The sequence below is a fragment of the Vibrio sp. HS-50-1 genome (assembly GCF_024747315.1).
GTDB lineage: Bacteria > Pseudomonadota > Gammaproteobacteria > Enterobacterales > Vibrionaceae > Vibrio > Vibrio diabolicus.
The window spans coordinates 281438-298225 of record NZ_JAMPZF010000007.1 but is presented as its reverse complement, the minus strand read 5'-3'; the positions used below and the strand labels follow the sequence as shown (position 1 = coordinate 298225).

Here is a 16788-nt window from a genome sequence, read left to right as displayed (position 1 = left end):
GATGAGCAGGTTTTTTAATATTTGTCATTGTCTTCTTATTGAACATACATATAATAACGCAACTGATAAACGTTATCATTAGCATGGTAAAGGATTAAACAATGAAAAAACTGCTAACTCTTTCAGCATTAACTTGCGCAACCTTAGCTCCAACAGCAATGGCTGCTGAAGAAGTGAACGTCTACTCTTACCGTCAACCTTTCCTAGTTGAGCCTATGTTCAACGAGTTCACTAAAGAAACTGGCATCAAAGTAAACGTAAAATTTGCTAAAAAAGGCTTAGCAGAAAAGCTAGCTCAAGAAGGCGAGTACAGCCCTGCTGACGTTATTCTTACGACAGACATCAGCCGTCTAGCTGAACTGACAAACAAAGGTTTAGTTCAGAAAGTCGATAGCAAAATCATTGAAGAAAACGTACCTGCTCAATACCAAGATAAAGAGAATGAGTGGTTTGCTCTAACTCTACGTTCTCGTAGCGTTTATTCATCACGTGATCGCGTAGGTAAACTAGGCGCAGATTTCAACTACGCAGACTTAGCTAAGCCAGAGTTCAAAGGTAAAATTTGTACTCGTAGCGGTAAGCACCCGTACAACGTTTCTCTAGTTTCAGCAATGATTGCTCACAATGGCGAAGCAGAAACCAAAGAGTGGTTAGAAGGCGTGAAAGCAAACCTTGCTCGCAAACCACAAGGCAACGATCGTGCACAAGTTAAAGCGATCAAAGAAGGCCTATGTGATGTTTCTCTAGGTAACAGCTACTACCTAGGTAAAATGGTTAACGACAAAGAGCAAAAAGCTTGGGCTGATGCAGTTTACATCAACTTCCCTAACCAAGAGACTACAGGCACTCACGTGAATATCTCTGGTATGGCGATGGCTAAGTACTCTCCAAACAAAGACAATGCTGTGAAGCTAATGGAATTCCTAACGGGTGACAAAGCGCAGCAAATGTACGCAGAAGTTAACTACGAGTACCCAGTTAAAGAAGGCGTGAAGCGTTCTGAGCTTGTGGAATCTTGGGGTGACTTTAAAGCAGACAAGCTTTCTCTAGACGATATTGCAGCCAACCACGAAGCGGCAATTAAGCTATTAGATGAAGTGAAATTTGACCTTTAATTCCTTGTGGGGGTATAACAGTACCCCCATTTGATTAAAGGATATGAGATGTATTTGCAACAGCATTTGTATTTCATACAGCCTTGCAGTAATTAGGCGATGAAAGATAAACACTCTTTATGGAAAACCAGTAGTGGGGTAATAACTCTGCTACTGGTTTTGCCGATCTTAGCGATCTTCTACACCGCAATTGGTGAAACGGATGATTTGTTTGCTCATTTAATGGCAACGGTCATGCCGACTTATATTTTTAACACGGTTGCGCTAACTGTTGGCGTAATGGTGCTGTCCTTAATTCTTGGTATTCCAAGCGCTTGGATAATGGCCATGTGTAAACTGCCGACCGAAAAATGGTTGCAGTGGGCATTGGTGCTACCTCTTGCAATGCCAGGTTATATCATTGGTTATATTTTTACTGATTGGTTTGATTTTGCAGGCCCGATTCAGATCTTTTTGCGTGATGTAACCGGATGGGGACCTGGCGAGTATTGGTTCCCTGACATTCGTACGTTGCCTGGTGCGACCTTTGTGTTGGCTTTGGTGTTGTATCCTTACGTGTATTTATTGTGCCGGGCTGCGTTTATGGAGCAAAATGTATCTTTATTGCAAAGCGCGCGTTTGCTCAAGTGCTCTCCATGGGAAAGCTTTTGGCGCATCTCGATGCCGTTAGTAAGACCCTCTATCGCAGTAGGTTTATCATTGGTCGCAATGGAGACCATCGGTGACTTTGGTACGGTAAGTTACTTCGCGGTGAATACGTTAACCACAGCGGTCTACGATACTTGGTTGGGGTACTCTAATCTTAATGCGGCAGCCAAGATTTCTGCCATGATGCTCGTCATTGTAGTACTGCTTCTTAGTGCCGAACGATACAGCCGCCGTAAACAAAAGCTTTTTCAAAGCCAATTTAACAGTCACGAAGATTTTCGTTACGAGTTGACGGGCTGGAAAAAGTGGACCGCACTGGTTTGGTGTTGGGGCTTGGTTTCAGTCGCTTTTATTTTGCCGCTACTACAGCTGATTGATTATGCGATCACTTATTTTGCGCAGAGTTGGACCCCCGAGTTTCGCGAATACGCATGGAATAGTTTGGTCGTGTCGGTTATTGCCGCCATTATTGGTGTTGCTGTCGCACTGATCGTTAACTTTACCCATCGCGTCAATGGCAAGCGCGAAAGCTTGGCATTTATGCGTCTTTCTTCGATGGGGTATGCAGTGCCAGGCACCGTATTAGCGATTGGTGTGATGGTCGCAGTACTGTTTATGGATCACCGCGTCAACGACCTTGCTAAAGCCATGGAATGGGGAAGACCGGGACTTATTTTTTCTGGCTCCATGTTCGCCCTGGTTTTTGCCATGGTTGTGCGCTTTTCAGCGGTGGCGATTGGTAGTATCGAAAGTAATTTAAATAAAATTTCGCCTTCGTTAGATATGGCGTCTCGCACCATGGGTTGTAAGCCTAATGCCATGCTGTGGCGTGTGCACTTTCCGCTGGTTAAACGTGGTGCACTGATTGCGGCTCTGTTAGTGTTTATCGAGTCGATGAAAGAGCTCAATGCGGCTCTATTACTTCGTCCATTTAACTTTGAAACACTAGCCACATACGTTTATAACTTCGCCTCGGATGAGCATTTAGAATTGGCCGCTTTGCCTGCGGTTCTGTTGGTTCTTGTTGGGTTGATCCCGCTTGTTGTTGTTAACCGTTCACTGGAGCAAAATCACTGATGAGCTGCGCATTATCAATTAAAAACCTAACTTGCCAATATGATGATCAAACCGTACTCGAATCATTATCTCTTGAGGTGGAACAAGGGCAAATTGTTTGTTTACTAGGTGCAAGTGGTTGCGGAAAAACAACACTATTAAAAGCCGTTGCAGGGCTATTGCCATTAACGTCAGGTGAAATGAGCTTAAATTGCGTCACGATTGATGATGGGGAGAACTGGTTGCCACCAGAACAGCGTAATATAGGGATGATTTTCCAAGATTATGCGCTTTTTCCTCACCTGACGGTGGAGCAAAATATTGCCTTTGGCTTAAAGCATTACTCGACAAAAGAGAAAAATGGCAAAGTTCAAGAGATGCTCGAGCTCGTGCATTTGCAAGGCTATGGCGATCGTTATCCACATCAGTTGTCTGGTGGACAGCAGCAGCGTGTTGCGATTGCTCGCTCATTAGCTTATAGCCCAGACTTATTGTTGCTAGATGAGCCGTTCTCTAATATTGATACGCAAGTTCGCCATGAGTTGATAAGTGAGATACGTAAGATTTTTAAGGCGCAAGGCGTGACTGCTATTTTTGTTACACATAGCCGTGAAGAGGCTTTTGCCTTCGCGGATAAAATGGCAGTGATGAACAATGGTGTTATCGAGCAGTATGGTACGGCATCTGAGCTTTACTACCAGCCTTCAAGTAAGTTTGTTGCGGATTTCTTAGGTGGTGGTAGCTATCTTGCCGCTAAACGAGTTTCGGATTCAGAATATGAAACCCACTTGGGTGTGGTTGAAGCCACAGCCCAACAAGAGATCCCAGTGCAGTCTGAATGCTCTTTGTTGCTAAGGCCGCAACATGTGCAAATTCAATCCGATGAAGAGAGCTCAGTAACGGTGCTGGAGCAGCACTTTATGGGTGACCATTGCCGTTACGTGATTGATGCGAATGGCGACCGTTTGTTGGCTACAGCATCGCAGGCATTAAATATTGGTGAGTCTGTTGCAGTGAAAATTGAAACGCAGGGCGTGCTGGCATTCGCATAATTACTATTCTCTTATGCCTTCCTACACAATAAAAAAGCCCGGCAGTGATGCCGGGCAAGTATTCTTCCCCTTAGCGACAGCTTGAATTACATGACAAGCGTAGCCGAAGTGCTCCGAAGCGGGCACAAGGTCAGTTATAAAGATAAGAAGTCTTTAAACTGTTGAAGAACACGTTCCGCAGTGTCCTTATCTTGCATTTCTGCAAAAATACGTAGTAACGGCTCAGTACCAGAGAAGCGCGCGATGATCCAACCACCATTCTTGAAGTACACTTTCGCACCATCTTCATAGCTGACTTTTTCGATTTCAAACTCAAACTCAGGCAACTGCTTTTCAACATAAATTTTGTTGAACAGTGCGTCTTTTTGCGCCGGTTTAAACTTGCAATCGCCTTCTGCCATGTAGGCATAGCCGTACTTACCGTAGATTTCATCTAGCAACTCAGACAGCTTCTTGCCGGTTACTGAAATCATTTCAACTAACAAGCTAGACGCGAAGACGCCATCTTTACCTTTGATGTGGCCACGAATGGTTAGGCCGCCAGAGCTTTCCCCACCAATCAGTGAGTCATCCGCTTCCATTTGAGAACTGATGTGCTTAAAGCCTACTGGTACCTCAAAGCATTTTTCACCGTGGTCTTCAGCAATTTTATCGAGAAGATGAGTCGTCGCGATGTTACGTACCACGGAACCTGTCCAACCTTTGTACTCCAATAAGTAATAATAAAGTAGAATCAGGACTTCATTCGGATGAATGAAGTTACCTTTTTCGTCAATAATACCAAGACGGTCCGCATCGCCATCGGTACCGATGCCAATATCGTAACCTTGCTCTTTTACTAGGTGCATCAAACGGTAGAGTGTTGCAGCACTTGGCGAAGGCATTAACCCACCGAAGTCTGGGTTTTTTCCATCGTTAATCACATCAACGTCACAGCGGCCGTTGATTAATACGGTTTGCAGTGCATTTTTTGCGACACCGAACATCGGGTCAATCAAAACGCGTAGGTTGGCTTTTTTGATCGACTCGATATCAATAAAGTTAATTATCGAATCTACGAATTCGTTCATCGGGTTGATAATTTGAATCAGCTTATCTTCAACCGCTTGTTCAAAATCGACACTTTTTACATCTTGTGCAGTGAGCGTATTGATTTGTGATTCGATTTTCTGGGTGATGATTTCATCTGCATCACGACCGCCTTCAATGAAGACTTTAATGCCGTTGTAATCGGCCGGGTTGTGCGATGCCGTAATACATGCAGAGTAAGCGCAGCCCATTTCCTTCGCTTTAAACATTACGATAGGCGTTGGAACAAACTTATCGATAAAGCTAACGACGATGCCGTTTGCTGCTAAAACTTCGGCAAACCAACGGCCAGCTTTGTCAGACAGAAAACGTCGGTCATAGCCAATGACAAAGCCGCGATCAGCAACAGATTCGTTATTCGTAATGTTTGCAACTGCTTGAGCAACCAAACGAACATTATCTTTAGTGAATTCTTCACCGATGAATGCGCGCCAACCGCCTGTACCAAATTTGATCATGATTCGAACCTCAATAAGGGCGGCAATACACCGCGCCTTAAAATTTTGCTAGCGAGCCCAATGCACAAGCTAAAGAGCAAAAGTGCATTGGGGCATTTTTAAGCGATTAACCTAGTGTTACGATCACTTCGTTTACTGAACCTTCCGCTTGAACTGGTACAGAGGCACCATTTACTGCTTTACCGTTCACAGTAATCGACTTCACGCCTTTGCTTACTGAGTCTGGGTTAACGACTTTGATGTTGTAAGTTGCACCTAGCCATTGGCGAGTCACTTCGAAGCCCGGCCAGTCCGTTGGGATACATGGATCGATAGTCAGACCATCGAAGCCGGTACGCACACCAAGGATAAAGTTGGTAACAGCGAAGTAAGCCCAGCCAGATGTACCTGTTAACCATGGGTGGTTTGCACGACCGTGGTCTTGGTGGTCACGACCCATAATGAACTGAACGTATGAGTATGGTTCTGCAATACGTTTTTCGATGATGTCGTTCTGGTTGTATGGGTTTAGTGCATCGTAGAATTTCATTGCACGGTCACCACGACCCAGTTTCGCTTCAGCTACCCAAGCCCATGGGTTTGGATGCGAGAAGATTGCACCGTTCTCTTTTACGCCTTGGTAAACGCGAGTTACGAAGCCGATATCATCATTCGGTGTTGCAAAAGATGGTGAGTTTAGGTGAAGGCCGTACTCTGAGAAGAGGTTCTCGTCGACCGCGTCCATTGCCTTTTCACCGCGCTCTTGAGAAACCGCGCCAGACAGAACCGCTAGCGTGTTTGACTCAAGGTGTACACGACCTTCTTTTTGCTGCGCAGTACCGATCTTGTCGCCATTTTTCGTTAGACCACGGATATACCAGCCGCCTTCTTCGTCCCAAAGGTGTGTTTCACACGCTTCACGCACGTTTGCCGCCATCTCGGTGTACTTCTCAACGTCAGCGTCTTTGCCTAGGTATTTTGCAAGGTCGATGAACTCTTGTAGCGCCCAGAAGTGCAGGAAAGACACCATTGAAGACTCGCCGCCACCTAGGTTTAGACAGTCGTTCCAGTCGGCACGTAGACCTTTACAGATGCCCGTTTGACCCACGTATTCAGCAGAGAAGTCTAGCGCAGCTTTCATGTGGTCATACACGGTTGCATCACCACCATCCGCGTAAGGAATCACTTCGTCGAAGAAACTGTGCTCACCGGTTTCCATCACGTATTTACAGATGGTTGGTACTAGCCATAGGTGATCATCAGAGCAAGTGTCTTCAATACCGTGGATCTTATCTTCATCGGACGGAGTAGGAACAACTGTTGGAGACTTAGATGGTTTAACATCTGCTTTTTCAGGATCGAACCAATCAGGATCGAATAGGTGTAGGCCGTAACCCGCTTTTACTTGACCACGAAGTAGATCAACGATGCGCTTACGAGTCATTTTCGGGTTCGCGTGAGGAACTGAGATTGCATCTTGCGCCGTATCGCGGTAACCAAGACCAGTACGCCCGCCGACCTCAATGAATGAAGCAAAACGAGACCACACCACACAAGTTTCCGCTTGGTATAACGTCCAAGCGTTGATCATGGTGTCTAGACCTTCGTTTGGTGATTTCACTTGGAACTTGCCACAACGCTCATCCCAGTGTGCTTTGATACCCGCAAATGCATTATCGACTTCTGCAAGGTCTTGGTACTTAGCACGTAGACGCTCACCGTTGCCTTTACCGATACCTAAAATGTAAGCAAAGCGAACTTCTTCTCCTGGTTGGATAGTAAATTGCTTGTGCAGAGAGCCACAGTGGTTGTAACACGTTTGTGCGGTGTTAAAACACTTACCTTGTTCTACTGCTAGTGGGCTTGCTTCGTCGCGGTATAGACCTAGGAAGCTATCACGTTGACCGTCGTATGAATCTGGATCAAACGTTGATGCTAGGTAGTAGAAGCCTTCGAAATCGTTAGTGTTGTAGTACAGGTCGTATTCAATCACACCTTCGTTGTATGACGTACCAGCAGAGTAGAGAGACATCTGGTGGTTTTGGTTATCAGATTGAATGTGGCTGAATGAGAACTCAACAAATGAGAATGCACTGATCGTACGTGGCTTATCTGAGGTGTTTTTAATCACTACATCCCAGATTTCAGCGTCTTCGCCTTTTGGTACAAAGAGCGTTTTGGTTGCGCTAATGCCGCTGTATTTACACTTGAATTTAGAGTACGACAAACCATGACGAACTTCGTAGTTCGCTTCGTCTAGGCTTTTGGCGACTGGTTGCCAAGAGATTGACCAGTAATCACCCGTCTCATCATCACGTAGGTAAACGTAGTGTCCTGGGCGATCGAATGTCGCGTTTGGACGGAATTTAGTAACACGGTTGTATTCTGGAGAGTTGTAGAACGAGTAGCCACCCGCGTTGTGCGAGATAACGGTACAGAATTTTTCTGTACCTAGGTAGTTGGTCCAAGGAGCAGGTACATCAGGGCGAGTAATGACGTATTCACGATTCTCGTTATCGAAATAGCCGTATTTCATTTGTGTCTTTCCTTTTTACTAAGCTGCATCTGCAGCCAAAATTTAAAAACTCTTCAAGCGTGATGTTTCGACATCAGTTTTGTATTACTTCCACGGTTTACGGTAATTCACTCCCTGCAAATCAAGCAGAGGTAGATGGCCTTTCAAGCGTGATAAATAGTCGGTCCAGTCTCGGTGTTGTTTGTCTGTCCAACATGCTTCTGCCATTGCGGTTAAGCGTGGGAAGACCATGTAGTCCATACGAGACTGGTTGTTGATGATTTCGCACCACAATGCTGTTTGAATGCCCCAAATGCGTTTACGTATTGGATCGTCAGCTGGCACTTCAGCGAGTGGTTCATAGTTGTAAGCTTTTTCTAGCGGCAACGGGTTAGCCCAATCAACGCCCGGTTCCTCTGGTGCGTAATCTTGGGTCATATCTAGGTAGGTGGTTTGTGCCGGTTGTAGCACCACATCGAAACCTTGGCGCGCGCAGTTCAACGCCGCTTCTTCGCTTAACCACGAATAGATCACTGTGTCTTTGCTGACTTTGTCGCCATGCTGTGCTTCTTCCCAACCCAGCATGCGCTTGCCAAGTTTGCGCAGTTTGTCTTCTGCATGACGCAAGAAGTGCCCTTGTAACTCTTTGTAGTCGCTGTAACCCAGTTGTTCCATTAGTGCTTGGCACGCAGGGCTTTTTGACCATACGCCGTTAGGTACTTCATCCGCACCGATATGAACATAAGGGGCAGGGAACAACGCGGAGACGTCTTCCAACACTTTATCGATAAACTCATAGCTCCCCGGCAGAGCTGGGTTAATGACGTTGTCGTTGTAATGCTGAATGCTGCGGTATTCGGTGGTGTCTTCTGCTTCTACCAATAGGTGTGGTAACGACTTGATGGCAGCTCGGCAGTGGCCTGGTACATCGATTTCAGGGATTACAGTGATGCCTCGTTTCGAAGCAAAGGCAACCACGTCTTTGATGTCTTCTTGAGTGTAAAAACCGCCGTAACGCTCAGCAAGGTGCGTGTACTGTGGCTCATTGGTTTCATCCAACCCACGCCATGCGCCAATATCGGTTAGTTGAGGCAATGATTTGATCTCAATTCGCCAACCTTCATCATCGGTAAGATGCCAATGGAATGTATTGAACTTGTAGTGAGCCAACTGGTTGATCAAACGTTTGACTTGCTCAACGGAGTGAAAATGACGAGCACAATCTAGCATCATTCCGCGGTAGCGAAAACGTGGTCGGTCTTTGATTGAACAGCAAACCACTTCCATTGAGGCTGGTTGATCGCCAACTTTGATCAGTTGCAATAACGTTGCACAAGCATGGGTAAAACCAGACGTAGAGCCAGCTTCAATTTTGATCGACTCTTCTGCTACCTTCAGCTTGTAAGCGCCTTCATCCAAGGTTGGGTTGCCTTTGAAGATGATCTGACTGCCATTGTCTGACGCGAACTCAAATTGATGAATGCGCTTAAGCTCTTCAAGTAACCACTCTTTAGCTGCATTGGCTAGGTTTGAATAAACCGCAACGCCAGCGTGATGATTAAAGCTAAAGCAGTGATCGCTGACTTCTATATGGTTTGGTTTTGGCAATAAAGGCTGTGCATGCGTCAAGCTGGAAGGGATCTCACTACGTTCACGGTACGGTGAAGCCAATACGATCGGCGTGACATCGACTTGAGCTCGCTGAAGGTTGCCGTTGACTTCAAAGTTGACCAAGGCTTCATTGAATCCATCAGAATAGTAACGGAATGGGTTCGAACCAATACTGAACTCGCAGTAAAAATGATGGTTAGCTGCCAGCACCAACCCTTCTGGTTTGAGGGTGCAGTAGCTGCCAATTTGCTTGAGCTGACCATTCGAAATACTATCCGGCAGAATGTAGCGATCAAAAGCAAAAATCAGGCTCCAATTGTGGAGATCTTGATCGCTCAAGTTATGGAAAGTCAGTCCAAAACGGCAGTTTTGCTTTTGCTCTGATAGGACGACGAGATCAACACGATATTCCATATCTACTCCTACGCCGCATTGAGCGAGTAAAGGTTATGTTCAGGCTTCCCTGCAAACATAATTGCGCCTTCAATCGCGTCAAACTGTGGTTCAACAACCCATTGCTGAACGGGTGGCGAAAGCCAACGTAAAATACGTTCAGCAATGCTGCCCATTAAACAAATACGCGTTGCGCCGCGCTTGTTTAATGCCACGAGAAACATTTCTATATCAGCTGCAGTTTGCTTCAGCATCTCAATTGCCAGTGCATCACCTTGTTCTGCATGTTGGAAAATTGCAGGAGAAAACTGGCCATAATCACGAGGAAGCGCTTGTTTAGACCAAGCCACCACGTTATCAACGTCATTTTCGAAATGCGCCATGACGTGTTGTGCTAGAGGCGTTTTCTCTCTGATGCCATCTTCTGCTAACAAAACTTGTTGAACTAGGCGAAGCCCCATCACTGCGCCGCCACCTTGATCCGAAATCGGGAATTCGCGACCACCGACAACGTGCTGCTCCAATCCTTTAAGATAGATGCCACAAGAGCCTGTTCCTGCGATCATGATTGCGCCATCTTCGCCATTGTGTGCACCAACGCACGCGCCGTAAGCATCAGTATTAAGAGTCATACTGGCAAACGGATGAGGAAGAGACATGAAGGCTTGCCAAGATGCTTTGTGCTCAGCACCTGCAAGGGCTAAGCCGACGTGCATCGATGCGAAATCTTGTTGTGTCAGGCCGCCTTGCTCGGCAGCTGAAGTGATGGATTCAAGAATCGAAGCCATTGCAATTTCAGCGCCTAGCATTATGTTGGCGCTGCCGCTTTTGGCCTCGCCAAGAAAATTACCTTGTGAATCTTTAATCCTGGCTCGACATGACGTGCCGCCACCATCGATACCAACAAAATACATCCCCATGATTATTGTTCCTTAATATTTTTAGAGGTTGCCAACTGAGAAATATGCTGAGCTTGACTCATTATCGCGAGTAAGTACCAAGCGCCATGCGGGATCCATTGTTCGCCCCAGCGCCAGTTTTGTAACATGTCGTCTTTTTGTGCTGGTGGGTTAAATGCGATGTCTTCCTCGTCTTCAAAGCCGCCAGTGATTCCGTTACACACACCGCCTTTAGCGTTGAAGAAACCATATTGAGGAAGGTAATCAGGGTTGTTACGACCGTGGCCATCAAGCATGCACATGTCGTATGGGTTTAAGCCTACAATCCAGTTCAATGCATCTTGAGCAAACACGGAAAGTTGTTGCTGTATTTCTTGCGACGCTATATGCGGTTGAGCAAGATACGCCATGGTCGCGAGTGAGCCCAATCGAGCATTCTCGCCTTGCCACCAATAGCCGGATTCATTGTTGTGTGCGACAAAAAATGCATCGCGTTTTGACTCATTTACGCCTTTAACATACTGGCGAGGGTAACCGAATGGGTTGGTCACTTTATTCGATATTTTGATCTCAAATTCACACGCTCGGTTAACGATGCGTTTTACCGATTCTGTCTGTACGGAGTCGTCTTCAATTGCTAGGTATTCGCATAGGGCAATAACGGGTAGACCTGCTTCGGCAGCGTGAAAGTATGGACGACTGCCGTCTTGGTTTGCTGACCAAAAGTGTTGAATCTGCTCGTCGCTCATTTGGCGGGCAACTAAGCGTTGTGTCCACCAACGGCTCTCTTCCAAGTAGCGAGTTTCTTTGGTGGCTTTAAACAGTTCTACACTAGCTAGTAGCGCACAGTATTCGTCGATAATGTTTTCTTCACCATCATTGAGGTACTGCGTATTGTGCTCTTTTAAGTGCCAGTAACCATTTTCAGCAGCGTTGCGGTATTTCTGTTGATCGTATTCGCCGTGAACACCTAAACGCGACGCCGCGGCCAGCGCTGCGATGGCGACACCGCCACCTTGTCGAAAGCCTGCTTGGTAGTCATCAAATTTGTGACCAAGTTGCGTTTCGTAGGCACAGATTTCTCGTTGCGCAGTATCTTTGCTCCACTTATCAAAGACCGTCATGTAGAAGAAGCCTTTTTCGTTTTGCATACGAACAAGGAAGTCTGCACCGAACAGGGCTTCTTCAATAAGGCGTGTACGTGTGAAGGCTGCAATGTCTTCGCTTCCTTCAAGTAATGAAAGCCCTTTTAGGATGTTCCAAACCACCATTGGGGTTTGTTGAGGGTTCAAATAATTAGCGTATGAAAGATGACTTAAATATTTGCTAACGTCTCCAGATGCGTCGTACCAGCCTCCGTGTACATCAACCGTTTGGTTGGCGTTGAGCACTGGAACTTGTCGATCTTGTTGATCGAAAATTCCACCACAACGTTGTGATTTGAAGTAGTGGATCACATCCGACAAAGTTTGATCCAACAGAATATGTTCGCCAATGGTGAAAGAGGAAGAGCGCGTATCTTCCACTTGCAGGAAATAGTCGCCTGAATCTGTGAAAGGTGAAAAGTCGATGAGGTAGAAATAGCCCTGATGCCAGTTCGCCACTTTACCCTGTTCTTCAACCGCAAAAGTTGCCACGGTTTGCTCGCTAGTGGCACAAATCAATTGGGCAGTGTAAGAAGACAAGTGTGGTTGTTCGGTCTGGACAATGGCTTTCTTTGGGCCCAGATGTTCATAACCAATGTGGTTAGTCAGTAGCAGCATTCAATGTCTCCGGGAAACGATAAAACAGGAATGGGTCAGGCTGAACCTGACCCTCGTTATAATTAATCTTCAAATAAGTAACAGCGAACAAAGTGGTTCTCAGAAAGCTGAGTGACGCCCGGTAGTCGTTCGCGACATTTATCGGTTGCGTGTACGCAGCGTCCTGCAAATGGACAGCCGACTGAATCCGGTGTCCAAAGTGGGATTTCCCCTTTGTTGCCTTTCAGCTTCTCGTGAATAGACTTCGATGGATCAGGCACAGCAGATACCAACAGTTGCGTATATGGGTGTTGAGGATCGTGAATGATTTCCTCAGTATCCCCCCATTCAACCATGTGACCTACGTACATAACCGCGAGATCTTCAGCAATGTAACGCGCCGTTGCGATGTCGTGAGTGATGTAAAGCAGAGACATTTGTTTCTCGAACTTCATCTCTTCCATCAAGTTCAAAACACCAGCACGAATTGACACGTCCAGCATTGATGTTGGCTCATCTGCCAATACCACTTCTGCACCTACAGCGATATTACGAGCTAGGTTTACACGTTGACGCTGACCGCCAGACAGCTGATGTGGGAACTTTTGCGCGGTTTCTTTTGGCGGAATCAGACCAACTTGTTCTAGTAGGTCATACACACGCTCTTCCAGCTCCTTTTTGTTGCCTGGTGCAATCTTTTTATGGATCAGCAACGGGCGAGCAATGTGGTGAAAGATATTGTGTGTAGGGTTTAGTGAGCCAAATGGGTCCTGCCATACCATTTGTACGCCTTCACGGTATGTCATCAAGTCATGTCGAGAGGTAATATCTTGGATATCACGACCTCTGTATTCGATCACACCCTCTGTAGGGGCGTACATTTTAGCTATCATTTTAGCGGTAGTAGATTTACCAGAGCCTGATTCACCTACTACTGACAAACCGCGGCTCTTGTACATCTTGAATGACACGTCGTTGATCGCGCGCATTTTTGACTGCTTGATTGAGTTACTATTTAAAGGGAAGTCCTTAACGACATGTTTACCCTCAATCAGCAGTTCGCCGAGTTGTTTGCTCATAATTCTCTCCAGTGTAATTTTGTTCTTAGCTAGCGTTATTTTTTGTTGTTAAACCTTAGCTTGAGCAATCGTGTCGCCGTATAAGTGGCAATTTGAAAAACGACCAGGTTCAATTTGACGCAGCTGAGTTGGTACTCGTGTACAAGCTTCGTGGACGCGGTCGCAGCGAGCTTGGAATCGGCAGCCTTGAGGAATCTCTAATAGATTCAAAGGGTTGCCTGGAATACCAGTTAATTTGGTTTTAGGACCAGTTAGTGGAGGGAAAGAGCTACCCAAACCTTTGGTGTAAGGGTGGTAAGGACTTTCCAGAATTTGCTTAGAAGGGGCGACTTCAATTAACTCACCGGAGTACATAATGCCGATTCGATCCGAGAACTCGACCATGAGTGACAAGTCGTGAGTGATGAAAAGGATCGAGAAGCCGAACTCTTCTTTCAGAGCATAGATTTTTTGTAAGATTTCACGCTGAACCACAACATCGAGTGCCGTCGTTGGCTCATCCATGATGATCATCTTTGGATTGAGAGCCAGAGCAATCGCAATGACTAAGCGCTGGCGCATACCACCAGAAAATTGGTGTGGGTAGTCATTCAAGCGGCTTGGATGAATATCAACGATTTCCAACAATCCTTCGGCGCGCTTTTTCGCTTGTTCACGTGTCATGTTGGTGTGGCGCATGATGACATCGCAAAACTGCTCTTCCATCGTAAGCACCGGATTTAATGCGTTCATAGCACTTTGGAACACCATCGACATCTCGCTCCAGCGGAATGATTGCATACGTTCATCGCTGTACTTAATGATGTCTTCACCGTTGAAGATGACCTCACCACCAGTGATGAATGCTGGCGGCTTATGAAGACGCATGAGCGAGAAAGCAACTGTGGATTTACCACAGCCAGATTCACCTGCCAGGCCAAAGACTTCACCTGGCGCAATGTCAAAGCTAACGTTGTTACAGGCGCGGACATCGCCCGCATCTGTGATGTAATCTACGCATAGGTTACGGATAGAAATTAGTGGTGCAGTCATGATTATTTATCTCCGCTCCATAGTGCATTTTGTGGTGCCATTTCAGGCGCGCGCTCTTTCTTGTCTTTCTCTGCCAGTTTCTTCCAGCGTTTCATGCCTTTGTGAGAACGAAGCTGTGGGTTAGCAATTTCATCAACGGCAAAGTTAAGTAGAGCAAGACCGGTCACCAAAAGAGTTAAGGCGATACAAGGTGCTAAGACTTCCCACCATGCGCCAATCAACATTGCTGATGAGGTTTGCACGTTGTAGAGCATGATGCCCCAACTGATGGTGTTGGCATCGCCCAGGCCCAAGAACGAGATTACAGCCTCAGTATTGATAGCGAGCATTACTGAGCCGATGAAGCTTGCACCGACAATCGGGATTAGGTTTGGTAAAATTTCAACGAAGATGATGCGGAATGAAGACTCGCCCAATACTTCAGCGGCTTTCACAAACTCTTTCTCGCGCAGAGCCATGGTTTGAGAACGGACAACACGTGCGCCCCACGCCCAAGAGGTACCAGCGATAATCAAGGCAATGGTGAGTGGACCTGCTTCGCCAATAAAGGCTGCCAGTACAAAGAGCAATGGGTATTGAGGGATTACCAGCATGATGTTCATCGCTGCACTCAATATGTCATCCACTTTGCCGCCGAAGTAACCTGCCGAGATACCAATGACCGTCGCTAGGAAACATACGATGATGCCAGCACCAAAGCCGACACCTAGCGATACGCGAGCACCGTAAGCCACTTGTGACCAAATATCACGACCCATACGTGAAGTCCCCAGAACGTGATCAGCCTTTTTCGACATAATCAGCGTACGACGATCATCTGCTAGATTTTTAGCTACCCAGCCATCAGGATTATTTTGCGCTTGTTTTACGACAAAGCTAGGGTATTCGTGTGGATTACCGGTTCGCTTGTCTGGCGCATGTTTCGTAAGTAAAGGAGCTGCGATCGCAACGAATACGAATACGGTAACAATACCAAGACCGATTCGAGCGAATGAGTTACCTAAAATAAGTTTGAATAGTTCTTTCATGATTATTTGCCTCCCGTACGTAGGCGAGGGTCTAGAATCATGTACAGCATGTCAGCCATTAAGTTGAAGCACAGCATGAACATCGTCATGATAATTAACTGACCTTGAAGTACTTGGTAGTCACGAGCGTGAATTGCGTTAAGTAGCACGGTGCCTAAACCTGGGTAGTTGAAAATCATCTCGATGATCAATTGACCACCAATGGCCATACCCAAAGACATAGATAGCGCGGTTACACTTGGAAGTAGCGCGTTACGTGCGGCGTAATTGAAGACGACACGGTTCTCGCTCAGCCCTTTGCCTTTCGCCATCGTGATGTAGTCTTCGGCGAGAAGGTTGATCATGTTGTTACGCATATTGACGAGGAAGCCGCCGATCTGAACGATGGTTGCACAGAATAGAGGCAGTACTGCGTGGTAACCCACGTTTTTGATGAACTCCCAGCTTGACCAATCAGGGATAGTACCTGGCGTGTAAGCATAGCCAGATGGGAACCATTTTAGGCCAATCGCAAAGGTAAACAGCGCTAACATTGCGATAACCATCTGTGGGATAGCTTGAATGATCAATGTACCAGGCGTTACGAATGCATCGTACTTACTACCACGCTTCCATGCGGCAAAAATGCCGAGTACAGAAGCGATTGAGAAAGAAAGTACAACCGCAGTACCAGCTAGGAAGAGAGACCAGCCAAATGCACTACCTAGTAAAGAGTTAACTGAAAGAGGGTAGAACTGGATTGATGTACCTAGCTCCCAACTTAGAATGTTTTTAATGTACGAAAAGTACTGAATGTAAATCGGCCCATCAACGAAACCGAGCAGTTCTTTCATTGCTGCGATTCGTTCTGGCGTCACCTGTACAGAAGCGTTAGCAAACATCATGGTAACTGGGTCACCAGGCATTGCTCGCGGAATAATAAAGTTTAACGTCGCTGCAACTAAGAGCGCGACAAGATAGAACGACAAACGTCTTAAAAAATAACCCATAACTCACACCTTACTCACCCAGATTTTTTCCCTGTTTCTGGTTTCAGGTCGCTCCTAGCGAAATTTAGAGCGAAAAATCCCCTGACGACGAGCGCCACATATT

The 16788-nt window shown here is 46.3% G+C and carries 12 protein-coding genes; 3 read left to right on the top strand and 9 right to left on the bottom strand.

What is annotated here, in order from left to right:
* Window positions 1–101 precede the first annotated feature (101 nt).
* From NDJ01_RS07085 to NDJ01_RS07075, 3 genes are all read left to right on the top strand, one after another.
* Window positions 102–1115, top strand: a complete 1014-nt coding sequence (locus NDJ01_RS07085; RefSeq protein ID WP_005386566.1) for a Fe(3+) ABC transporter substrate-binding protein — start codon at window positions 102–104, stop codon at window positions 1113–1115.
* A 99-nt stretch (window positions 1116–1214) separates the two neighbouring features.
* Entirely contained in the window at window positions 1215–2840 is a 1626-nt protein-coding gene (locus NDJ01_RS07080) for an iron ABC transporter permease (protein ID WP_161443498.1), read from the top strand.
* Entirely contained in the window at window positions 2840–3871 is a 1032-nt protein-coding gene (locus NDJ01_RS07075; RefSeq protein ID WP_005396732.1) for an ABC transporter ATP-binding protein, read from the top strand. The genes NDJ01_RS07080 and NDJ01_RS07075 overlap by 1 nt, the downstream gene beginning before the upstream one ends.
* 134 nt (window positions 3872–4005) lie before the next feature.
* Here NDJ01_RS07075 and NDJ01_RS07070 read toward each other — a convergent pair whose 3' ends face one another.
* From NDJ01_RS07070 to NDJ01_RS07030, 9 genes are all read right to left on the bottom strand, one after another.
* Complete coding sequence (locus NDJ01_RS07070) at window positions 4006–5418, bottom strand: phosphoglucomutase/phosphomannomutase family protein (protein WP_258586486.1); 1413 nt, start codon at window positions 5416–5418, stop codon at window positions 4006–4008.
* A 106-nt stretch (window positions 5419–5524) separates the two neighbouring features.
* Complete coding sequence (locus tag NDJ01_RS07065; protein ID WP_258586485.1) at window positions 5525–7933, bottom strand: GH36-type glycosyl hydrolase domain-containing protein; 2409 nt, start codon at window positions 7931–7933, stop codon at window positions 5525–5527.
* Window positions 7934–8017: 84 nt separating this feature from the next.
* Window positions 8018–9937: a beta-N-acetylhexosaminidase gene (locus tag NDJ01_RS07060; protein WP_258586484.1), complete on the bottom strand. Its 1920-nt coding sequence runs from the start codon at window positions 9935–9937 to the stop codon at window positions 8018–8020.
* Window positions 9938–9945: 8 nt separating this feature from the next.
* A complete protein-coding gene (locus NDJ01_RS07055; protein ID WP_114323607.1) occupies window positions 9946–10836 on the bottom strand; it encodes an N-acetylglucosamine kinase in 891 nt (296 codons plus the stop codon).
* A gap of 2 nt (window positions 10837–10838) precedes the next feature.
* Window positions 10839–12578 (bottom strand): glycoside hydrolase family 9 protein, encoded by a 1740-nt coding sequence (locus NDJ01_RS07050; RefSeq protein WP_258586483.1) that lies wholly within the window; start codon window positions 12576–12578, stop codon window positions 10839–10841.
* A 62-nt stretch (window positions 12579–12640) separates the two neighbouring features.
* Window positions 12641–13636 carry an ABC transporter ATP-binding protein gene (locus NDJ01_RS07045; RefSeq protein WP_005394711.1) on the bottom strand — a complete coding sequence of 332 codons (996 nt, stop codon included), beginning with the start codon at window positions 13634–13636 and terminating at the stop codon, window positions 12641–12643.
* A 48-nt stretch (window positions 13637–13684) separates the two neighbouring features.
* On the bottom strand, window positions 13685–14668 hold the full coding sequence (locus NDJ01_RS07040) for an ABC transporter ATP-binding protein (RefSeq protein WP_005394709.1): 984 nt from the start codon (window positions 14666–14668) through the stop codon (window positions 13685–13687).
* 2 nt (window positions 14669–14670) lie between these two features.
* Window positions 14671–15696, bottom strand: a complete 1026-nt coding sequence (locus NDJ01_RS07035) for an ABC transporter permease (protein WP_005394707.1) — start codon at window positions 15694–15696, stop codon at window positions 14671–14673.
* Between the two features lie 2 nt (window positions 15697–15698).
* Window positions 15699–16685, bottom strand: a complete 987-nt coding sequence (locus NDJ01_RS07030) for an ABC transporter permease (RefSeq protein WP_005394705.1) — start codon at window positions 16683–16685, stop codon at window positions 15699–15701.
* Window positions 16686–16788: the final 103 nt, after the last annotated feature.